The 20,359-nt window shown below is 69.4% G+C and carries 18 protein-coding genes; 13 read left to right on the top strand and 5 right to left on the bottom strand.

Annotated features, from left to right (window positions below):
- Positions 1–21: 21 nt before the first annotated feature.
- A complete protein-coding gene (locus ACQP0P_RS06125) occupies positions 22–1,299 on the bottom strand; it encodes a PucR family transcriptional regulator (protein ID WP_433372065.1) in 1,278 nt (425 codons plus the stop codon).
- Positions 1,300–1,592: 293 nt separating this feature from the next.
- Here ACQP0P_RS06125 and ACQP0P_RS06130 point away from each other — a divergent pair, with 293 nt between their 5' ends.
- Positions 1,593–2,879, top strand: coding sequence for an MFS transporter (locus ACQP0P_RS06130; RefSeq protein WP_433372068.1), 1,287 nt, complete (start codon positions 1,593–1,595; stop codon positions 2,877–2,879).
- Between the two features lie 224 nt (positions 2,880–3,103).
- Here ACQP0P_RS06130 and ACQP0P_RS06135 read toward each other — a convergent pair whose 3' ends face one another.
- On the bottom strand, positions 3,104–4,012 hold the full coding sequence (locus ACQP0P_RS06135; protein ID WP_433372071.1) for a bifunctional helix-turn-helix transcriptional regulator/GNAT family N-acetyltransferase: 909 nt from the start codon (positions 4,010–4,012) through the stop codon (positions 3,104–3,106).
- Positions 4,013–4,502: 490 nt separating this feature from the next.
- Here ACQP0P_RS06135 and ACQP0P_RS06140 point away from each other — a divergent pair, with 490 nt between their 5' ends.
- On the top strand, positions 4,503–5,246 hold the full coding sequence (locus ACQP0P_RS06140; protein WP_433372074.1) for an MBL fold metallo-hydrolase: 744 nt from the start codon (positions 4,503–4,505) through the stop codon (positions 5,244–5,246).
- 40 nt (positions 5,247–5,286) lie between these two features.
- Here ACQP0P_RS06140 and ACQP0P_RS06145 read toward each other — a convergent pair whose 3' ends face one another.
- Entirely contained in the window at positions 5,287–6,798 is a 1,512-nt protein-coding gene (locus ACQP0P_RS06145) for an aldehyde dehydrogenase family protein (RefSeq protein WP_433372077.1), read from the bottom strand.
- A gap of 160 nt (positions 6,799–6,958) precedes the next feature.
- Here ACQP0P_RS06145 and ACQP0P_RS06150 point away from each other — a divergent pair, with 160 nt between their 5' ends.
- The 8 genes from ACQP0P_RS06150 (at position 6,959) to ACQP0P_RS06185 (ending at position 15,319) form a co-directional block, all read left to right on the top strand.
- On the top strand, positions 6,959–7,798 hold the full coding sequence (locus tag ACQP0P_RS06150) for an IclR family transcriptional regulator (RefSeq protein WP_433372080.1): 840 nt from the start codon (positions 6,959–6,961) through the stop codon (positions 7,796–7,798).
- A 219-nt stretch (positions 7,799–8,017) separates the two neighbouring features.
- Positions 8,018–9,325, top strand: coding sequence for an ABC transporter substrate-binding protein (locus tag ACQP0P_RS06155; protein ID WP_433372083.1), 1,308 nt, complete (start codon positions 8,018–8,020; stop codon positions 9,323–9,325).
- A complete protein-coding gene (locus ACQP0P_RS06160; protein WP_350951785.1) occupies positions 9,325–10,080 on the top strand; it encodes an ABC transporter ATP-binding protein in 756 nt (251 codons plus the stop codon). Before ACQP0P_RS06155 ends, ACQP0P_RS06160 begins: the two co-directional genes overlap by 1 nt.
- Positions 10,077–10,814: an ABC transporter ATP-binding protein gene (locus ACQP0P_RS06165; RefSeq protein WP_433372087.1), complete on the top strand. Its 738-nt coding sequence runs from the start codon at positions 10,077–10,079 to the stop codon at positions 10,812–10,814. The genes ACQP0P_RS06160 and ACQP0P_RS06165 overlap by 4 nt, the downstream gene beginning before the upstream one ends.
- A gap of 1 nt (position 10,815) precedes the next feature.
- Positions 10,816–11,682 (top strand): branched-chain amino acid ABC transporter permease, encoded by an 867-nt coding sequence (locus ACQP0P_RS06170; RefSeq protein ID WP_433372090.1) that lies wholly within the window; start codon positions 10,816–10,818, stop codon positions 11,680–11,682.
- Positions 11,679–12,719, top strand: coding sequence for a branched-chain amino acid ABC transporter permease (locus ACQP0P_RS06175; protein ID WP_433372093.1), 1,041 nt, complete (start codon positions 11,679–11,681; stop codon positions 12,717–12,719). Before ACQP0P_RS06170 ends, ACQP0P_RS06175 begins: the two co-directional genes overlap by 4 nt.
- Positions 12,716–13,831: an NAD(P)-dependent alcohol dehydrogenase gene (locus ACQP0P_RS06180; RefSeq protein ID WP_433372096.1), complete on the top strand. Its 1,116-nt coding sequence runs from the start codon at positions 12,716–12,718 to the stop codon at positions 13,829–13,831. Before ACQP0P_RS06175 ends, ACQP0P_RS06180 begins: the two co-directional genes overlap by 4 nt.
- Positions 13,832–13,855: 24 nt before the next feature.
- Positions 13,856–15,319: a benzaldehyde dehydrogenase gene (locus tag ACQP0P_RS06185; RefSeq protein ID WP_433372099.1), complete on the top strand. Its 1,464-nt coding sequence runs from the start codon at positions 13,856–13,858 to the stop codon at positions 15,317–15,319.
- Positions 15,320–15,508: 189 nt separating this feature from the next.
- On the opposite strand, the gene ACQP0P_RS06190 is transcribed toward ACQP0P_RS06185, so the two are convergent.
- The gene (locus tag ACQP0P_RS06190; protein ID WP_433372102.1) at positions 15,509–15,709 is read right to left on the bottom strand and encodes a helix-turn-helix domain-containing protein; all 201 of its coding nucleotides are present in this window, start codon (positions 15,707–15,709) and stop codon (positions 15,509–15,511) included.
- Between ACQP0P_RS06190 and ACQP0P_RS06195 the strand changes: the two genes are divergently transcribed.
- The 3 genes from ACQP0P_RS06195 to ACQP0P_RS06205 all read left to right on the top strand — a co-directional run bounded on the left by ACQP0P_RS06195 (position 15,693) and on the right by ACQP0P_RS06205 (position 18,805).
- A complete protein-coding gene (locus tag ACQP0P_RS06195) occupies positions 15,693–15,989 on the top strand; it encodes a hypothetical protein (protein ID WP_433372105.1) in 297 nt (98 codons plus the stop codon). The genes ACQP0P_RS06190 and ACQP0P_RS06195 overlap by 17 nt on opposite strands.
- A 1,439-nt stretch (positions 15,990–17,428) precedes the next feature.
- Positions 17,429–17,893 (top strand): hypothetical protein, encoded by a 465-nt coding sequence (locus ACQP0P_RS06200; protein WP_433372108.1) that lies wholly within the window; start codon positions 17,429–17,431, stop codon positions 17,891–17,893.
- Between the two features lie 264 nt (positions 17,894–18,157).
- Positions 18,158–18,805 (top strand): class I SAM-dependent methyltransferase, encoded by a 648-nt coding sequence (locus ACQP0P_RS06205; protein WP_433372111.1) that lies wholly within the window; start codon positions 18,158–18,160, stop codon positions 18,803–18,805.
- 185 nt (positions 18,806–18,990) lie between these two features.
- On the opposite strand, the gene ACQP0P_RS06210 is transcribed toward ACQP0P_RS06205, so the two are convergent.
- Positions 18,991–20,144 (bottom strand): IS3 family transposase gene (locus ACQP0P_RS06210; protein WP_433381717.1). Its coding sequence is split into 2 segments (ribosomal slippage): positions 18,991–19,931 and positions 19,931–20,144, totalling 1,155 coding nucleotides; the frame shifts between segments, so codons are not numbered across the junction.
- Positions 20,145–20,359: the final 215 nt, after the last annotated feature.

Raw genomic sequence — 20,359 nt, forward strand, 5'->3', positions numbered from 1 at the left:
CCTCGTCCGCCGGACGAGGTATCACGTGCCTGATGGCGGTGCCGGCGGACGGCGGCGGCCGCCCAGCAACCGCACCGCGATCTGCAGCTCTTGAATGTCGGCGAGGCTGCGCAGGTCGCATCCGGTGCGCTCGGCGATGCGTTCCAGGCGGTAGTAGGCGGTGTTGACGTGCAGGTGCAGCCGTTGGGCGGCGATCTTGGCGTTGAGGTCGCAGGCGATGTACTCCATCAGCGTGGTGATCAGGGCGCCGCCGCGGGCGCGGTCGTCCTCCACGAACCGTCGCAACGGGGCACGGATCAGACGGCGGGCGATCTCGTCGTCGCGCAACATCAGGTAGTCGAAGCTGGACAGCATGGGCAGTGCGAGCACGCCGGTTCCGCCGTCCAGGCCGTCGCGGGCGACGCACGCCTCGGTGTAGGCCTCGGGTACCTTGGCCAGCCCGCGGTGCACGGTGCTGATCCCCACGGCCAGTTCCAGGCTCTGGCGGGCCAGTTGATCTACCGCCTCGCGCAGGCCCGTGACCAGGGACCACAGTCCGGTGGTGGGCATGGGGGAGACCGCGACGACCTCCTCCTGGCGGACCACGACGAGCCCGAGGTGCCGCCCCCCGATCGCGCGGCGTACGTCGGCCACCGCGCCGTGCATCGTCTGATCGCCTGTCAGCGGCCGTACCGGCACCGCCGAGGCGACGACCAGGCGGGCGGCCGGATCGAGCCCGACCGACCGCAGCATCGCCCGTTTGGACCCGGGGGAGACGTCCCGGCGGGCGAGCAGGTCTTCCAGCAGGTCGCGGCGGACGCGGTCACGTTCGGCCAACTGCAGGTGCTGGGCCTCGACATAGGCCTCCGCGGCCACCGAACTGCCCACCTCGATCACCTGCATCAGCTTGCCGACCAGCGACAACACGGCCTCCCGCGCCGCCGCGTCGTCCCGGACGATCTCCAGCATGCCCTCCCACAGAATCAGCTGGCTGAGCCGGAACGCCTGCAGGAAGTCCGACAGCGACACCCCCTGGCGTACGCGGTGGGCGGCGTTCTCCACCGTGACGGGGAAGTCCGAAGGCCGTGCGGGCCGATGCTCGGCCACCGTGACCGGCAACAGCCGGAATATCGCGTCCACATGCGCGGCCACCTCTCCACGCAGACCGGGGTCCGGGCTGGTGGCGTAACCGGGCACCTGACGCCAGATCTCGTCCACCGCCGCCTCGGTCACCTGCGGCAGCGACGCCTCGACCGCGTCGAGGATCTGCCGCACCCGCGGATCGAGACCGCCCATGCCCGGATCGACTGATTCGCTCATCGTCCACCTTCCTGGCCGGCCCGGACGGTCTGGGGGCCGCGGCGGAAATACTCACGTCTTGTGGTTGGACCACAGGGCGTCGTCGGACATCTTGTCACCCGATCACCGTGTGGTCGAGGTCACATCCGAGGGATAGTGACGGTCCGGGGCGGCGGGGCGACAGAACGGCCTCGGAACTCCCCATCCGCTGGGCGCCGGCCCAGCCCACCCCATGCGAGGTGATCATGACAATCAAGCAGACGGATCCAGGATCCTCCAGACTTCTGGGAGACAAGCGGAGGGTGATGCGACGGGTGGCCATTGCATCGGCCGTCGGCACCTCGATCGAGTTCTACGATTTCTTCATCTACGGCACCGCGGCCGCACTCGTGTTCGGGCCACTGTTCTTCCCCGCGCTCGGCGACGCGGCGGCCTCGGTGGCGGCGTTCGCGACGTTCGGGGTGGCGTTCTTCTTCCGGCCGGTCGGGGCGATCCTGTTCGGTCACTTCGGAGACCGCCTGGGCAGGAAGAAGACCTTGATGTCCACGCTTCTGATGATGGGGCTGTCGACCTTCGCGATCGGCCTGATGCCGACCGCGGACAGCATCGGGGTGATCGCCCCGATCCTGCTGGTGGTACTGCGGGCGCTCCAGGGGCTCGCGCTCGGCGGTGAGTGGGCCGGCGCGGCGTTGCTCACCGCCGAGTACGCCCCGCCGAAAAAGCGCGGCTGGTACAGCATGTACCCTCAGTTCGGCCCGGCGGTCGGACTGGTGATGTCGAGCGCCACGTTCCTCATCGCCGCGCTGACGATGAGCCCGGCGGACTTCACCGCCTGGGGGTGGAGGCTCCCGTTCCTGGCCAGCCTGGCGCTGGTCGGAATCGGGGTGTACATCCGGCTCATGGTCGAGGAGACCCCGGTGTTCACCAAGGCCTCAGCGACGGCTGCCCAGGTCACGTTGCCGTTCGCCGACGCCCTGCGCCACCAGTGGAAGCAGGTCCTGCTCACCGGCGGGACGCTCACCATGGCGCTCGGCGTGTTCTATATCGGCGGCGTGTTCCTCACCGGCTACGCCGGAAACGCTCCCGGCGTCGGCGTGCTCGGCCTGGACCGGCCCACCGTGCTGACCGCCGGGATCGTCAGCGGGATCCTGTTCATCATCTCCATCATCCTTTCGGCCCACTATTCCGACCTGATCGGCCGCCGCAATGTGATGCTCATCGGCACCGTCTCGTCGATCGTCGCCGGCCCCGCCGCGTTCCTCATCATGAAGCCGGGAGACGCGGTGTCATACTTCCTCGCGCTCGGCCTGCTGATGGTGGTGATGGGCATCCCCTACGGCCCGGCCGCCGCCTACCTGCCCGAGATATTCCATGCCCGCTACCGGTACACCGGCGCAGGCATGGGCTACAACCTCGCCGGCATCTTCGGCGGTGCGGTCCCGCTGATCGTCGCCCCGCCACTCGTCGCCGCGTACGGTGGCATCGGCGTCGGCTACTACCTCGCCGTCCTCGGCCTGATCAGCACCGTGTGTGTACTGGTCATCGGCGAGACCAGGCACCGGTCCATCGACGCCGACCCACACCCCGCACCCACCACGTGAGCAGACAGCCGGAATGGTGATCTCGGACGGCCGCTGGGAAAGGGCAGTACACCGATGACGGTTCTGCCCTTTCCCGGCTGGATGACCGAGATCGCCACCACCCCGGCAGCCTGGCGGCCGGGATGTCACGGGAGGGCCGTTGCGCCGGCATACGGACTCACGTAAACGACCACGCGCAGCAGCCGGACACCACCGGGTCTCAAGGTCCGCCGGGGGGGCGGTTGTCAGCCGGTCCCGGCGGTGTCGGCGCCGAGGGTCTTCTCGAACCAGTGGTGGGCGTAGATCTCGTCGTTGAACGCGTCCACCTCGCGGAATCCGGCCGCGCGGTAGAGCCCGATCGCTTCGGCCAGGGCGCGGTTGGTCTCCAGCCGGAGCGTGCGCACGCCGTGAGCCGCGGCCTGAGTCTCGAGTTCGGCGAGGAGCCGACGGCCCAGTCCCAGCCCGCGCACGGTGGGGGAGATCCACATCCGCTTCACCTCCGCGAAGGTGTCGTCCCGGTGGAGCTTGAGCGCGCCGCAGCCGACCGGGTCGCCGTGCAGCGTGGCGACCAGTAGCAGGCCCGCCGGTGGGGTGAGCTCCTCATCGTCGGCGGAGATGCCGAGGTCCGGGTCGAAACCGCTGTCGAACCGGTGCGCCAGCTCGGCGAAGTACGCGCGGAGGCAATGGCGGGCGCCCGGGTGGCGCGGGTCGACAACGGCGAGGTGAACCTGGGACGAGGCCAGCAGGCGCTCGACCTCGGCCATGGCGGCGACGAGCCGCTCGCGCTGATGGCCGGTGAGCGGCTCAAGGATTGACGTGGCCAGATCGTCGGAGCACCGGTCCAGCTCGGCCCGCTCGGCCAGCCCCGCCTGCGTGAGCCGCGCTGTGCGTACCCGTCCATCGGCGCCGTCCGCGTCGACCACGACCAGCCCGTCGGCCTGCAGGGCGCGTAGCAGCCGACTCAGATAGCCGGAGTCCAGGCCGAGCCGCGAGCGCAGCGACCGCACCTCACCTCCCTCGGCACCGATCTCCCACAGCAGGCGTGCCTGCCCGAGCGGGCGGGCGCGAGAGAGGAATGCGTCGTCAAGGGCACCTATCCGCTGGGTGACGGTCCGGTTGAACCGCCGCACCCGATCGATCAACACCGGTTCCATTCTCTGACTTTAGTCAGAGAATGGAACCGGTGTCACCCCGCGTCGTTCGCCGATCCGGCCTTACTGCCGGGAACTCGGCAGGCGTTGCTTCAGGCTTCCACCTCAGCCACTGACCAACCCTGACCCGGGTGTGGCGATCATCTCGGAGCCGGAGGCTCTTTCGGCTGACATGATCCATGCCAAAACGGGGTGAGTTAGTGTCACCCGCGTGAGCCTGCTTGAGGTGGCCGCCGGCCGGTTATCGCGCTTGGTCGCATGGGCTCGGTCAGCCGCACCGGCCGGGAGGAAGAGCAGGCGCCCCGCCCCGCTCGTCGTCGCCCCCGCGGTTCGCCCTACCGGGCGTCGTCGACATCATTGCCGAACACGACATCCTGGGCGGCCATGCCTCGCGAGAGTGGGGCTGCCTGACCAGGTGCTGTCGGCGTACGGGCTGACGTGCACAGCTCATACGGGCGCGCCATGGTCGATGAGCCGGCCGTAGAGTTCATGGATGTTGCTGACAATCCTTGGCGGATGCGGTGCGTGGCCGGGGGCGGGCCAGGCCTGCAGTGGTTATCTCGTGGAACACGATCGGTTCAGGCTACTCGTCGACCCTGGTTATGCGACGGTGCCGCGGCTGCTGGAACGGGTCACCGCCGATCAGGTCGACGCGGTGTTCATCAGTCACGGACATCCCGATCACTGCGCCGACCTGAACCCGCTGTTGCGGGCGCGTGCACTGCGTGATGACCCGCCGGCACCGCTGCCGGTGTACTCGCTGCCCGGCGCCCTGGATGCGGTACTCGCGCTGGACCGCCCGGGGATGCTGGCCGACGCCTATGTCCTGCACGAGTTCACCGCCGGCGACCGGCTCGACATCGGCCCGTTCCACGCGCAGACCCGTCTGCTGCCGCACTCGGTGCCCAATGCCGGCATACGGCTGACAGCGGGCGAGCGGGTGCTCGCGTACACCGGTGACACCGGCCCGAGCCCCGATGTGGTGGACCTGGCGCGCGGCGCTGACCTGCTTCTGGCCGAGGCCACCTACGTGGACCGGGTCCCGGAGGATTCGCGGCGCCACCTGTCGAGCGCCCGCCAAGCAGGCCGGCAAGCCAAGGAAGCCGACGCCCGACACCTGTTACTGACTCACCTGCAGCCAGGCACAGACGCCACAGCCGCGCAAGCCGCCGCTGGGGCCGAATACGACGGCGAGATCGGCATCGCCGTTTCCGGTCTCACCATCGACCTTTCCTGAGCCAGGCCTCCTCATCCAGGCCGCCGCCGGCGGTGGTAGGTCAGAAGGGGAAGGCCCGGTCCTGGTCGCGTACGGTGACCCACTGGAGCTCGCAGAACTCCTCGGCGGCGAAACCGAGCCCGAAACGTCCCCAGCCGCTGTCCTTGACGCCGCCGAACGGCATGTGCGGCTCGTCGTTGACGGGCTGGTCGTTCACGTGGACGATGCCGACGTCCAGTTTCGCCGCCAGTCGCAGGCCGCGTCGGCTGTCCCCCGTGATGATCGAGGCGGCCAGGCCCAGATCCGACCGGTTGGCCCGGGCGACCGCCTCCTCGGCCGAGGCGACGGCCTCCAGGATCACGACCGGCCCGAAGGTCTCGCCGTGGGCGATCTCGGCCTCGTCGGGGACGTCGGTGAGCACGGTGGCCGGATAGCAGGGCGGCCGGGGGACTCCGCCGGCCAGGATGCGGGCGCCGAGTTCGACGGCCTCGTTGACGCGGCGGTCGAGGAGGGCCAGGGCCCACTCGTTGATGACCGGCCCGACGACCGTCGCCGGATCGCGCGGGTCGCCCGTCGGCAGCGCCGCCACCTTGGCCGCGAACCGCTCGGTGAACTCCTCGGCCAGCGGGTGTTCGACGTAGATCCGCCGTGCGCACATGCACACCTGTCCTTGGTGGACGAAGGCGCCGTAGGCCGCGGCGTCCACCGCGTACCCGACCTCGGCGTCGCCCGCGACGATGAGCGGGTTCTGGCCGCTGAGCTGGAGCACGACGCGCTTGAGGTGCCTGCCCGCCTTCTCGGCGAGGCGCCGTCCCGTCGGCGTCGACCCGGTGAAGTTGATCCGCTTGACCAGGGGGTTGGTGAGCATCGCGTCGCCGATGTCGCCGGCCTCGCCCGGGGCGTGGGTGACGACGTTGAACGCGCCGGGGGGCAGGCCGGCCTCCTGGAGGAGCTCCGCCCAGAGCGCGCCACCGGTGTAGGGGGACTCCTCCGAGGGTTTCAGCACCACGGTGTTGCCGAGCGCGAGCGGCCCGATGGCCGCCCGTCCCGCCAGGGCGAGTGAGGCGTTCCAGGGGGCGATCGCGCAGACCACTCCCACCGGGCGGCGTACGGCCATGGCCTGGGTGCCCTCGATGTCCGACGGGAGCAGCTCCCCGGTCGGCCGGTACGCCAGCTGCGCGGCCTGGCGGAGGAGCTTGAGGGCGAAGTCGACCTGGACGCCGCCGAAGTGGCGCCCGCACCCGGTCTCCACCGCGAGGGCGTCGAGGATCTCGGCGCGGCGCCCCTCCAGGAGGTCGGCCGCGCGCAGGAAGATCTGCTGGCGTCGCCAGGGCGACTCCCCGGCCCAGCCGCCGAACGCCGCGGAGGCGGCCTCGATCGCCCGGTGCGCGTCCTCGCCGTCACCGGCGGCGATCTCGCCGAGTACCTCGCCGGACCAGGGGGAACGGTTCGGATACCAGCGTCCGGATCCGGCCGGCGCCCAGTCGCCACCGACGAAGTGCTCGACGCGCGCCTTCCGGCAGCCGCTCGCAGCACGGATCGCCCCGCTTCCGGTGCCCCCCGCTCCGGCCATATGGCTCGATCCTCTCTTTCGCCTCGCCTCGTCTCGTACGGCCACGCCGCCGGACGCGGGGAGGCCACCTGTGCCACCCGGTCGAACAGCGTTCACCCGATCGAGCCCGTAGTCAAAATGGTTCGAACAGGTGGAACGAAGTCACCATATGCTGACCCCTGTGACCGATGACGAGTCCCCCCGCCCGCGCGGCCGCGCAACATCCGACCCCTCCGGTTCCTTCTCCGTGTCCCTGGAGCGGGGGCTGAGCATCCTGTCCGCCTTCACCGGGAACCGCTCGGTGCTGGGGATCGCCGACCTGGCACGGGCCGTCGGCCTCAACAAGAGCACGACGCACCGGTACGTCGCCACCCTGACCAAGCTGGAGTACATCCAGCAGGACCCGGAGACCAAAAAGTACTTCCTCGGCCCGCGGGCGATCGACCTCGGGTTCGCGGCGATCGACTCCATGGAGCTCACCCGCGTCGCCGGACCCCTGCTCCAGACCTTGGCCGACGAGACGGGGTTCACGGCCAGCATGGGGCTGTGCGACGGACCCGACGTCGTCTACGTGGACCGCAGGCGAAGCGGCCGGCGCAGTTCCCTGGCCATGGACCTCAACCTGCACGTGGGCTCCCGGCTGCCCGCCTACTGCACCGCGATGGGCAAGGCGCTGCTGGCGTACCGGGACCCGGCGGCGCTCAGGCAGATCCTCGACCGCACGGACATGGCACGCCGGGGGCCGAAGACGATCACCAACCGGGAGCAGCTGACCGCCGCCCTCGCCAAGGTGCGTCAGAGCGGCGTCGCGGTGAACGACGAGGAACTGGCCCCGGGGCTGCGCTCGTTCGCGGCTCCGGTGCGGGATCGTTCGGGCGAGGTCGTCGCGGCGGTCAACGTCGCCGTTCACCTCACCGTCGCGCCGACCACCGTCGAGGCCCTGGCGGGACGGGTCGAACCGCCGCTCCGGCGCGCCGCCGCCGAGATCTCCAAGCGCCTCGGATACCGCCCGCAGTCCTGAGTCGTTCCAAACACGCAAATCGCGTTCGAACTTCCGGAACACAGTGTTGCTCTGGTGTTAACGGGACCGTACGGTCGGCTCAACTTTCCGCCACCCGGATGTCCGTGCCGTCTCCCAGTCGAGAGGTGGCCGAACGAGTTCCCCCCAAGGCAACACAGAGCAACGCGGTGTCCCACGAAGAGCGCCTTCGCTCGGACACCGTCAAAGAAGGAGTTTGGCGTGAGCGACATCTCCATGGACGGCCTGGGCCGCCGTTCCTTCCTCAGGGCGGTCGGTCTCGGTGCCGCGGCCCTCGGCGGCGGCTCGCTGGTGAGCGCCTGCGGCGGGCTGAAGGGCACGGGCGGTTCCTCGTCCGACGTGCTCAAGATCGGATATGTCAGCCCTCAGACGGGCCCGCTGGCCGGTTTCGCCACCGCCGACAACTTCGTGGTCAAACAGATCCAGGAGGCACTGCGGAACGGGTTCACCTCCGGCGGCAAGAAGCGCACGCTCGAGATCGTCGTCAAGGACACGCAGTCGAACCCCAATCGCGCCACCGAGGTCACCCGGCAGCTGATCAACAGCGACAAGGTCGACCTCATCGTCGGCTCCTCCACGCCCGACACCACCAACCCCGTGGCCGATCAGTGCGAGGCCAACGGCATCCCGAACATCACCACGATCGCTCCGTGGGAGGCGTGGTTCCACGGCCGGGGCGGCAAGCCGGGCGAGGGTTTCACATACACGACGCTGTTCTTCTTCGGCATGCAGGAGTTCGCCGACTGCTTCTTCCCGATGTGGGAGCGCATGGACGTCTCGAACAAGAACGTGGCGTCCCTGTGGCCCAACGACACCGACGCCAACGCGTTCCGCCGGGGGCTCGGCCCGATGATGGAGAAGGCCGGCTACACCGTGGTCGACGGCGGCGCCTACCAGGGCGGCGCGACCGACTTCACCGCGCAGATCGCGAAGTTCAAGGAGTCGGACGCCGAGCTGTTCACCTGCACCCCGATCCCCCCGGACTTCCAGACCTTCTGGAAGCAGGCCCGGCAGCAGGGCTTCCGGCCGAAGCTGGCCACCGTCGCGAAGGTCATGCTGTTCCCTTCGGAGGCCGAGGCCCTCGGTGAGCTCGCGAACAACATCGCCACCGACTTCTGGTGGAGCCCCGCCCACCCGTACACCTCCACCATCGACGGCAAGAGCGCCAGGCAGCTCGCCGACGGCTTCGCCGCGGCCACCGGCAAGCAGTGGACCCAGGCCCTCGGCTCGGTCTACTCCCTGTTCGAGATCGCGGTCCAGGCGTTCAAGGAGGCGAGCGACCCCAAGGACCGCGACGAGGTGGCCGCCAAGCTGCGTGGCATGAAGATCAACTGCATGAGCGGGAACCTCGACTTCACCGCGGGCCCGCAGCCGGGCATCGCCATCCAGCACCCGGTCGGCGGTCAGTGGCGCAAGGGCGAGCGCTTCCCCTGGGACGTCGTCATCGTCGACAACTCGGCGAACAAGGACGTCCCCGTCGGCGGCGACCTGATGCCCACCAACGCCTGATGGCCTCGCCACTGCTGCACCTCGACGGCGTCACCAAGAGCTTCGGCAAGGTGACCGTCGCCAGGGAGCTGACGCTTTCCGTCCAGCCGGGTGAGGCGCTCGGGATCGTGGGGCCGAACGGAGCCGGAAAGTCCAGCCTGTTCGCCATGATCTCCGGTGACCTGCGCCCCGACAGCGGCGCGGTGTGGTTCGAGGGGCGGGAGGTCACCGCGGTACCGCCGCACGCCCGCACCCGGGCCGGCGTCGGCCGCACCTACCAGGTGCCCCGGCCCTTCGAGCACCTGACCGTGTTCGAGAACGTGCTGGTCTGCGCCCACCAGGGCGCCGGGCTCAAGGGCAGGCAGGCCTGGACGCACAGCATGGACGTGCTCGACGGCACCGGCCTGGCCGACCTCGCCAACACCCCTGCGGGACGGCTCACCCTGCTCCAGCGCAAGCGTCTGGAGGTGGCCCGCGCCATCGGCACCGCGCCCCGGCTGCTGCTGCTGGACGAGGTCGCCGGCGGGCTGACCGAGCCGGAGGTGGTCGAACTGGTCGAGGTGGTGAAACGGCTGCACACCGAGGGCCTCGGCATCGTCTGGATCGAACACGTCGTGCACGCGCTGGTGAAGACGGTCGGCCGGATGGTGTGCCTGGCCGGCGGCGACGTGGTCGCGGACGGCGAGCCGATGGCGGTGCTCGCCGACCCGAAGGTACGCGAGCTCTACCTGGGCGGCGGCCCGGAGACCGGTCTGACCGACGAGGAGGGCTCATGACGCTGCTGTCGATCCGCGACCTCACCGTGCACCACGGCCAGCTCCGCGCCGTGGACGGCCTCAGCCTGGACATGGAGAAGGGCGAGGTGCTCACGGTCATCGGCGCCAACGGCGCGGGCAAGTCCACGCTGCTGCGCGCCCTGGCCGGGCTCAACCCCCTGACGTCGGGGAGCATCCACTTCAAGGGGCGCGACATCACCCGCTTCCCCGCGTACCGGCGCGTGCCGGAGGGGATCGCCCTGGTGCCGGAGGGGCGGCGGCTGTTCCGCTCCCTCACGGTAGAGGAGAACCTGCTGACCGGGGCGTACCGCAGGCGTCCCGGCCCCTGGACCGTGGCCCGGGTCTACGAGCTGTTCCCCTGGATGGCCGACCGGCGCAGGCAGAACGCCGCACAGCTGTCGGGCGGCGAGCAGCAGTCGGTGGCCATCGGCAGGGCGCTGTTGTCCAACCCCGACCTCCTGCTCATCGACGAGCTGTCGCTGGGCCTGGCGCCGGTGATCGTACGCCGCATCTACCAGGTGCTCCCGGACATCGTCGCCGGCGGCACCACCGCGCTGATCGTCGAGCAGGACGTCTCCCAGGCCCTGCAGGTGGCAGACCGGGTGCACTGCCTGCTCGAAGGCCGCTCCGTCCTGCACGGACGCCCCCAGGACCTGACCTCGGAACAGGTCGAGCACGCGTATTTCGGGATCGGAGCGGCGCCGGCCGAGCCCGCAGGAAAGGGACGAAACTGACATGGGTTGGCTCAACGCCGTTATCCAAGGGCTGCTACTCGGCGGGCTCTACGCGCTGTTCGCGACCGGGTTGTCGGTGATGTTCGGCGTCATGCGGATCGTGAACCTCGCGCACGGCGACCTCGCGGTGGTCGCCTCGTTCCTGGCGCTGGCCCTGATCAGCGGAACCGGGCTCCCCCTGTGGGTCGTGCTGGTCGTGACCGTGCCGCTGTTCGCCGTGCTCGGCTACCTCACCCAGCGGGTGCTGCTGCAACGCAGCCTGTCCGCGGGGCCGCTGGCGACTCTGCTGGTCACCTTCGGCCTGTCCATCGTGCTCCAGAACGTCCTGCTGGAGATCTTCTCCGCGGACACCCGCACCCTCGACGGAGGCCCCTTCGCCACGGGCTCGTTCGAGCTCAGCGGCTCGATCTCCGTCGGCTACCTCTCGCTGACGACCTTCCTGCTGGCCTGCCTCGCCCTGGCCGGCATCCAGCTGTTCCTGTCGCGCACCGGCCTTGGCCGGATGCTGCGCGCCTCGTCCGACGACCGGGAGACCGCGAACCTGGTGGGCGCCGACAGCCGGCACGTCTACGGCATCGCGACCGCCATCGCTTTCGCCACCGTCGCGCTGGCCGGCCTGATGTTCGCGATCCGCTCCTCGTTCGACCCCGCGATCGGCCCCTCGCGGCTGATCTTCGCCTTCGAGGCGGTCGTCATCGGCGGCCTCGGGTCGCTGTGGGGGACACTGCTCGGCGGCATCGTCCTCGGCGTCACCCAGTCCCTGGGGGCGCAGATCGACCCCGCGCTGACCCTGCTCGCCGGCCACCTCGTCTTCCTCGCCGTGCTGGCTTTCCGGCCGCAGGGCCTGCTCGCAGGACGGACCGCATGACCATCTCCCAGATGCCGACCGCACGCGCGGCGGTGGCGGTGGACGTGAGCCGCGCCGCCCGTTCCTCCCACCTGCCGGCCGTCGCGATGCTGATCGCCGTCGCGGTGCTCGCGGCGCTCCCGTTCCTGGTGTTCAGCACGGTCACCGACACCCTCGTCAACCTGTTCGTGCTGGTCGCGCTGGCCGGCATGTGGAACCTGCTCGCCGGGTTCGGCGGGCTGGTCTCGGTGGGGCAGCAGGCCTACATCGGCATCGGCGCCTACAGTGTCATCGCGCTCGCCGACCTGGGCGTGCAGCCGTACCTCGCGGTGCCGCTGGCCGCGCTCACCTGCGCCGCCTTCGCGCTGCCGACCTCGTGGCTGGCCTTCCGGCTGCGCGGCGACTACTTCGCCGTCGGGACCTGGGTGATCGCCGAGGTCTACCGGCTCCTGGTCGTACGGGTGGACAGCCTCGGCGGCGGCAGCGGCAAGGGCCTGACCGGGCTCTCCGGCATCGACCAGGTCCTGCGCGGGGCGCTGACCTACTGGACCGCGCTCGTCCTGGCACTGGCCACGATCGCCGGATGCCACCTGTTGCTGCGGGGCAGGCTCGGCCTGTCGCTCATGGCCGTACGCGACGAGGAGACCGCCGCGAGCTCCGTCGGGATCGACGTACGGCGGGCCAAGCAGGTGGTCTACCTCGTCTCGGCGATCGGCTGCGGCGCGGCCGGCGGGGTCATCACGGTGAGCTCGCTCAGCGTCAACCCCGACGCCGTCTTCAGCGTGCAGTGGTCGGCGTACATGATCTTCATTGTCGTCATCGGCGGCATCGGCTCCATCGAAGGTCCCCTGATCGGGGCGGTCGTCTTCTTCGGGCTGCAGCAACTGCTGTCCGACCACGGTTCCTGGTACCTGGTGCTCCTGGGCGCCATCGGCATCGCGGCGGCGCTCCGGCTCCCGCGGGGGTTGTGGGGGCTGGTGCGTGACAGGACCGGTCTGAGCCTGTTCCCCGTCGGCTACTTCGTCCGTCCCCCGAGTCCTGAGGAAAGAACGCCATGAAGGTGACCGCCGCCGTCGTCGACGAGCTCCACGGACCGTTCCGCATCGAAGAACTCGATCTCGACGAGCCCGGGCCGGGCGAGGCGCTGGTGAAGATCGTCGCCTCGGGAGTCTGCCACACCGACGAGATCACCCGGCACGGGGACCTGCCGATGCCGTTCCCCGGCGTGCTCGGCCACGAGGGGGCCGGGGAGGTCGTGGCCGTGGGCGACGGCGTCACCCGGGTGCGGCCGGGCGACCACGTGGTAATCGGCTGGCCGTCGTGCGGCGCCTGCCGCAACTGCCGCGACGGCGAGCCGCGCTACTGCGCCCGCCTCGGGGAGGCCCTGTGCGGAGGCGGGCGGCTGCTCGGCCCGCGCGCCGGGCAGACCGCCCTGCGCCGCCCCGACGGCTCACCGGTGCACAGCCACTTCTTCGGTCAATCGTCGTTCTCGACCTACTCACTCACCTGGGCCGACGCCCTGGTCGTGGTCCCCCGGGACGCGCCGTTGGACCTGCTCGGCCCGCTCGCCTGCGGCATCTCGACGGGCGCGGGGGCGGTGTTCAACACGCTGAAGCCCGGCCCGGGGTCGAGCCTCGTGGTGTACGGCGTGGGCGCGGTCGGGCTGGCCGCGGTGATGGCCGCCCGGCTCTCCCCGGCCACGACGATCATCGCGGTGGACCGGCACCCGGCCCGCCTCTCCCTGGCCGAGGAGTTCGGCGCCACCCACACCGTCCACGTCTCCGAGGCCGACCCGGTGGCGGAGGTGCACCGGATCTGCGGCGGGCCGGCCGACTACGCCATGGAGTGCACCGGCGTCATCCCCGTCGTACGCCAGGCGGCCGACAGCGTGGGAATGCTCGGGACCTGCGTCCTCATCGGCGGCGCGCCGGCGGGCGCGGAGTTCGGCCTCGACCACCTGTCGACGCTGTGGGGCAAGCGGGTCGTCGGCACCCTGGGCGGCAGCGGCCGCAGCGAGACGCTCATCGGCACCCTCGTCGAACTGCATCGCCAGGGACGCTTCCCGTTCGACCGGCTGGTGCGGTTCTACGACCTGGCCGACATCGACACGGCACTGCAAGACAGCCGCCAGGGCGACGTGCTCAAGCCCGTCCTGCGCATGAGCCACTGAGGACAACAGGAAAGGACACCCGCTGTGGGACTTCTCGACGACGTCGACTGGCAGGGGAACATCTTCAAGAACGGCGTGTGGACCACCGGGCGGGGCGGCGACTATGCGGTCGTCGAACCGGCCACCGGTGAGAAACTCGGCCGGATGGGGCTGGCGACCCCCGAGGACGTCGCCGAGGCGGGGGAGACGGCCACCAGGGCCCAGCGGGAGTGGGCGGCGATGCCGCACACCGCGCGCGCGGCCGTCCTGCGCAGAGCCGGAGACCTGTGGCAGCGCCACGCCGAGGAGATCGGCGACTGGAACATCCGTGAGGTCGGCGCGGTCCCGGGGATGGCCGGGTTCGCGCTACACGTGGCGGCGGAGGAGTGCTACGAGGCGGCCTCGCTGCCGAGCCGGGCGATCGGCGAGGTCCTGCCGTCGGAGCAGCCGCGGCTGTCCATGGCGCGGCGGATGCCGGCGGGCGTGGTCGCGGTGATCTCACCGTTCAACGTGCCGATCATTCTCGGCATCCGGTCGGTCGCCCCGGCGCTCGCCCTCGGCAACGCCGTCATCCTCAAGCCGGACCCACGCACCGCGGTCACCGGCGGCACACTCATGGCGCGCGTCTTCGAGGAGGCCGGCCTGCCGCCCGGTGTCCTGCAGATGCTGCCCGGCCGCGCCGATGTCGGCGAGGCCCTGGTCACCGACCCGAACGTCCGGGTCATCTCGTTCACCGGCTCGACCCCCGTGGGCCGCCGTATCGGCGAGCTGGCGGGGCGGCAGCTGAAGCGGGCGCATCTGGAGCTCGGCGGGAACTCCGCGCTGCTGGTGCTCGACGACGCCGACGTGGACGCGGCGGTGAACCTGGCCGCCTGGGGGTCGTTCTTCCACCAGGGGCAGATCTGCATGACGACCGGGCGTCACCTGGTCTCCGCGCGGCTGTACGACGACTTCGTGGAACGGCTCGCGGAGAAGGCCGGCAGGCTTCTGGTGGGCGACCCGAAATCCGGCGCGGTCGCGCTGGGGCCGGTCATCGACGCGGGACAGCGAGACAAGATCCACCGTATGGTCACGGCGAGCGTGGCGCAGGGCGCGAAACCGGTGTCCGGCGGAACGTACGACGACCTCTTCTACCGGCCGACCGTGCTGGCCGACGTCCCCCTCACCGCGCCCGCCTTCGCCGAGGAGGTGTTCGGTCCCGTCGCGCCGGTCACCCGGGTGTCCTCGGCCGAGGAGGCCGCCGAGCTTGCCGCGGCGGGCGAGTACGGGCTCTCGCTGGGCATCGTGACACGTGACGTGATGCACGGGCTCGCCGTCGCGGAACGCATCCCCACCGGCATCGTGCACATCAACGACCAGACCGTGAACGACGAGGCCAACGCGCCATTCGGCGGCGTACGGGCGTCCGGCACCGGGGCCCGCTTCGGGGGCGCCGCGGCGAACATCGAGGCGTTCACCGAGACCCGCTGGATCACCATGCGCGGCGAGCCCGCGCGCTATCCCTTCTGACGGCCTTCCCACCACGCGGCCGGCTGGACCCAGGCCGGCCGCGTGCCGCGCCACTGCCTGGCCTCCGGTGGAGGAGTATCCGCTGCGATGTGGGATGCCCGCGAGTAGGCCCTTTGTGGTGATTTGGCGACTTTCCGTGGGGAGCGCCGGCGGAGGATGCGATAGGCCATAGCGGGCATTGCTGACGAGTCAGTGCTCGGGTGCCGGGCGGCGTATGGCGGTGCGGAAGGCGATCGGGGTCGTGCCGACGCGGTGGTGGAAGTACTTGCTGAAGTTGGTGGGGCTGGAGAAGCCGAGTTGGGCGGCGATGTGGGCGGCCGGTTGGTCGCCGTGGGCCAGCAGACGTTTCGCCTCCAGGATGATGCGGCGGTCGATGAACTCCTTGTACATCCCCGATCCCTACCCGCCCGTCGGCCGGCGGCTGCGGGCATGGCTGGACGGCGGCCCGGCCGACGAGCGCCTGCTCGTCCTGGACATCGGCAGCGGCTACAACACCCCCACCGTCGTCCGCCTGCCCATGGAGCGCATCGCCCGCAGCCGCGCGCACGGCCGCCTGCTGCGTGTCAACCCCGTCCGGCCCGAGGTGCCGGCACTACCCGGCGGCCGGGCCCTGGGCATTGCCGCCGGTGCCGGTGCCGGCGACCTGCTGGCCGCCGTGGCCGGTCACTGAGGTCCGGCTGCGATGACCGTGCGGGCTGCCTGTCCCACCTCGACGGCGCGGGTGGCCTAGCAGTCAGCCCTCCGTCGGACTACGTAGTTCCACCGATGCTGATGGCGCCGCTATGACTCACACTGGTGACCGTCCAATGTTTTCTGATACCCGTCATTGATCGGCAGCCGCTTACGTGAGCAACGAAGATTCCAGGTCGCAGTCCACATATGTGTGGGAGTCCGCCACGGTTGGCTGTCTGGGTGGACCGCTGCTCGTCTGTGAGGTCGACTCCTTCTCGGACTGGGGCGGTGCAGTGCACAGCCCTGACTACGAACTGGATCCTGCCTGCGACTATGCCCGTGCCTGGTCGGCGGTCCACCCGGACGACGATGACCTCGAAGCCGCGTTCGTGCGTTTCGGCGAGCACGAGGAACATGCCGGCCTCATCTGGGAAATGGACCGCGAGGGCAGCGCGGAGATTGCCTACGCCCGGTACCAGAAGGGCCCTGTCGGCGACGACGACAACTTTCTGATCATGCGCTCATGGATCCCCCACGGTAGGACGGATGCGCCACGTCGGCGCGCAGCCGGGGCGTCCGCGGCCGAAGAACAGGAAGTAGGAGAGCTTGAGCTCCGCAGCGGCCGGGTCGTTGTCGTCTGGGCGGCGGTAAACGCTCGTGAGACCGGCTCGTACGCGACACCGCAGGAAAGAGCCGCGTCAATCAAGGCCCTGGCCCGGCTGAATCCCCCTGTCCAACTCAACCTGGACGGCCAGGGGGTCTCGGTACGGTGCTGTGGGTCAAGCCCGGCATGTATCGCGTCACCTGCGGATGGCACGAAGGAACTCGGGGACGGTACATGTCCACGGAAGAGATGTACGGACCAGCACAGTCATATGCGGACGACGACTGGAGCTGTCGCTGGGTCCGCTTCACCCGGTCCGACGACTCCGTAGAGGCGTGAGTCCACGTACGAACGCGCCGAAGCCCTCGGCCAGGACGTGCAGGGCTCGTTCGTGGTCGCAGTCCGACCGTAACGTCACCAGGCTGTCCGGGTTGGCGGCCCGGAGATGGCCGTGCAGCTCGAACAGCGCGTCCAGGTCGGAGAACTTGTAGAGGTCGATGTAGTCGGAGCGGGCCGGATCGGCGTAGGAATCTGGGCGCGCACCTCTTCAACCACTTACGGCCTTCGTGGTGCGACGTCGATCATCCCGGAGCCGAGTACCCCCGCCGGGGGCATTCGGTTGAAGCCAGGCGAGTTTTCAGACCTGAGAGAGCGAGCGGGCCGGCGCAATGCGAAGCACTCCGAAGGAGCCGCGTGGCGGTTGGGCCTGCCAGTCGAAGCGTGGGTTATCTGGGGTTGTCAAGCGAACTAGCTGGTCAGAAGCTTGAAGATCGTTAAGCCGCGTCAGACAAGTAGGCTGCCTGCGGTCGCCCGCGACGGTGAAGGAGCCGCTAATGACCACCGACCCGACGATGACCCGGATCGGCCAGGGGGTGGAGTTGCATCACCACCAAGGTCAGCGTGAAGCCGCTCGCGACTTGTTCGCGCAGATCTGGGACGACATCGGCGGCGAGCAAGGCGACCCGCTGCATGTTTGCGTCCTTGCCCACTCGATGGCCGACGTGCAGGACGACGTGCACCAGGAGTTGATGTGGGATCTGCGAGCGCTTGCCGCCGTCGGCCTGATCACTGATGAGCGGGTGGCCCAAGCCGGGGTGCCGCTTTCGGTGGCCGGCTTGTATCCGTCGTTGCACCTGAACTTGAGTGAGTGCTATCGCAAGCTGGGCGATCTCGGCCGCGCCCGTGAGCACCTCCAGCAGGCGCGGGCCGGGATCGGCGCACTTGGCGACGACGAGTATGGGCGGCTCATCAAGGGTGGCCTGGAGCGGCTGGCCGAACAGCTGGATGACGCCATCTGACTGCGCTCCGGCGGATTCTCTGCACTAGCTGTTGATCTTCTTCGTGGATGCTTTGAGCCGGGGTGCCCTCAGGTCAGGAGGCCCAGGGTTTCGGGCGTTTCCCAGACTGTCAGCTGCCGCACTGACATGCCTGAATACTGGTGAGGCAAGTACGCCCTCACCTCACTTGCCTTCTCCGAACTAGCGATGGCCCAGGCGAACGGGCGGGAGGGAAGATCGTGATTCTCTCGGCTCGCCTCGGGGCCAGGAACTACTGTCGCGAGCATGGTCGAACACGATGCCCTCAGTGCCACCCGCGAGGCTTACGACGCTGCTGCCCTCACCTATGCGCAGCTGTTCCGCGGTGAGCTGCGTGACAGGCCCCTGGACCGCGCGATCTTGGGTGCCTTCGCCGAGGTTGTAAGCGCGAGTGGGGACGGTCAGGTCGCGGACCTGGGGTGTGGGCCTGGCCATATCACCGCTTATCTGGACGAGCTGGGGCTGGCGGCCTTTGGTGTCGATACCTCTCCCGCGATGATCGAGTTGGCTCGACAGGCCTATCCGGGCCTGCGGTTCGACGTGGGCTCGATGGCCGCGTTGAACATCGCTGACGGCGTGCTGGGCGGCGTACTCTCACGTTGGTCCATCATCCACACTCCGCCGCAGGAACTCCCCGTCATCCTGGCGGAGTTCCATCGTGTGCTGGCACCTGGCGGCCACCTTCTGGTCGGCTTTTCGGCAAGCGATGATCCGTCTCACCCGACGCAGGTCTTCGATCACGCAGTCGCGCCGGCCTATCGGTGGTGGCCTGATCACCTCGCCGCGATGCTGCGCAAGTCCGGGTTGGCCGAGGTGGCCCGGATGGTTCGCGAGCCTCAGCCCACCGACCGGCGGCAGTTCCAGGAGATTCAACTGCTCGCCCGCAAAGCCTAGGCAGGGGCTGTCTGATCGAACACACCCTCCCCGCCAAAATAGACAGAGGTGGCAAACAGGCATAAAACTCTGTGCTGAGGGCGGGGAAGGAGACATCCCTTCGTGGGAGCAAGCAAGCCGGATCCGCATATCCCTGACCCGCAAGTGGAGTTGCCCCGGTTCGATAGACACATCAGGGCTTGCGACTACGCGGCAGCATGGTCGAGGTCTTGGGCGTTCTTGAGCGCGTGTCGGCGTTCGTATTCGGCGGGGCTGAGCCGGCCGTTGGCGGAGTGACGGCGGCGCGGGTTGTAGAAGCCCTCGATGTAGCCGAACAGGGCCCGTTCGGCTTCTGACCTGGTGCGGAAGGTGCGCCGGTCAATCAGCTCGCACTCCAGCGAGGCAAAGAAGCTCTCGGTGATCGCATTGTCGAAGCACGTCCCGGTCCGGCCCGTCGACGGGCGGACGCCTGCCTGCTCACAGCGCCGGCCGAAGGCAATCGAGGTGTATCGACCCCCCTTATCGCTGTGGTGAATCACCCCGGCCTCGGGGCGGCGCCGGTGCAGCGCCATCGCCGGCGCATCGGTCACCAACTCGGTGCGCATGTGCTCGGCCATCGCCCAGCCGACGATCCGGCGGGAGAAGACATCCAGCACCACCGCCGGATAGACGAAGCCCTGCCAGGTCGGCACGTACGTGATGTCAGCGGTCCAGATCCGGTTCGGCTCCTCGGCACAGAAGTTGCGCCGGACCAGGTCGGATGCAGATCTGGCGCGCGGATCGGTGACAGTGGTGCGGGCGCCCTTACCCCTGCTCACCCCGGCCGGCCCGGCGGCACGCATCAGCCGGGCCACTCGTATGCGGCCCACCCGGACCCCATCCAGCTCGCGCAGGCCGGCATGGATACGCGGCGCCTCATAGATCTGATCACAGGCCTGGTGATGCCGACGGATCCGCTCGGTCGGCTCGGCGTCGCGACGGGCTCGAGTCGACGGGCCGCGCCGCTGCCGGGCCGCCCAGGCGTAGTAGCCCTGGCGCGACACACCCAGCACCCGGGCCGGCAGGGAGACCTCGTGGTGGTCCTTCTCCGCATGAATCAGCCGGAACTTCATCTCGGCAGATCCGTCTCCCGCGCGAAGAAAGCCGCGGCCTTGCGCAAGATCTCCTTCTCCTCACGGAGAATCTTGTTCTCGCGCCGCAGCCGGGCCAGCTCGTCCTTCTCGGCGCTGGTCAGACCGTCCTGGCGGCGGCCGTCATCGAGGTCGGCCTGGCGCACCCAGGTACGGATCGACTGCGCGGAAGGCTGGAACTCCTTGGCCGGTTCCTCCGGCGTCCGTCCCGCGCGCACCAGCTCCACCATCTGCCGGCGAAACTCCGGCGGATAGTTGTTCGGCACAGCAGACTCCTTCTTCCGGGAACCAGGGTTCCCCAGAGATCAGGTGTCCACCAAACCGGGCCAACTCCAGGTGGAGAAGCGCTCGGGCTCCCGCCAGGACTGCTCGATGATCACGGCGTCCGCGGTTTGCGCGGGCAACGCCCGTGTCATCGCGGTCACCTATCGCTCCTAGGGTTCAC

The organism is Streptosporangium sp. CA-115845 (assembly GCF_050943795.1).
Lineage (GTDB): Bacteria > Actinomycetota > Actinomycetes > Streptosporangiales > Streptosporangiaceae > Streptosporangium.

Bases quoted from the DNA above. Each gene is read 5' to 3' on its own strand.
- ACQP0P_RS06125 (WP_433372065.1), bottom strand. From the start codon at position 1,299: ATGAGCGAATCAGTCGATCCGGGCATGGGCGGTCTCGATCCGCGGGTG.
- ACQP0P_RS06135 (WP_433372071.1), bottom strand. From the start codon at position 4,012: ATGGAACCGGTGTTGATCGATCGGGTGCGGCGGTTCAACCGGACCGTC.
- ACQP0P_RS06140 (WP_433372074.1), top strand. From the start codon at position 4,503: ATGTTGCTGACAATCCTTGGCGGATGCGGTGCGTGGCCGGGGGCGGGC.
- ACQP0P_RS06145 (WP_433372077.1), bottom strand. From the start codon at position 6,798: ATGGCCGGAGCGGGGGGCACCGGAAGCGGGGCGATCCGTGCTGCGAGC.
- ACQP0P_RS06160 (WP_350951785.1), top strand. From the start codon at position 9,325: ATGGCCTCGCCACTGCTGCACCTCGACGGCGTCACCAAGAGCTTCGGC.
- ACQP0P_RS06165 (WP_433372087.1), top strand. From the start codon at position 10,077: ATGACGCTGCTGTCGATCCGCGACCTCACCGTGCACCACGGCCAGCTC.
- ACQP0P_RS06170 (WP_433372090.1), top strand. From the start codon at position 10,816: ATGGGTTGGCTCAACGCCGTTATCCAAGGGCTGCTACTCGGCGGGCTC.
- ACQP0P_RS06175 (WP_433372093.1), top strand. From the start codon at position 11,679: ATGACCATCTCCCAGATGCCGACCGCACGCGCGGCGGTGGCGGTGGAC.
- ACQP0P_RS06180 (WP_433372096.1), top strand. From the start codon at position 12,716: ATGAAGGTGACCGCCGCCGTCGTCGACGAGCTCCACGGACCGTTCCGC.
- ACQP0P_RS06195 (WP_433372105.1), top strand. From the start codon at position 15,693: ATGAACTCCTTGTACATCCCCGATCCCTACCCGCCCGTCGGCCGGCGG.
- ACQP0P_RS06190 (WP_433372102.1), bottom strand. From the start codon at position 15,709: ATGTACAAGGAGTTCATCGACCGCCGCATCATCCTGGAGGCGAAACGT.
- ACQP0P_RS06200 (WP_433372108.1), top strand. From the start codon at position 17,429: ATGACCACCGACCCGACGATGACCCGGATCGGCCAGGGGGTGGAGTTG.
- ACQP0P_RS06205 (WP_433372111.1), top strand. From the start codon at position 18,158: ATGGTCGAACACGATGCCCTCAGTGCCACCCGCGAGGCTTACGACGCT.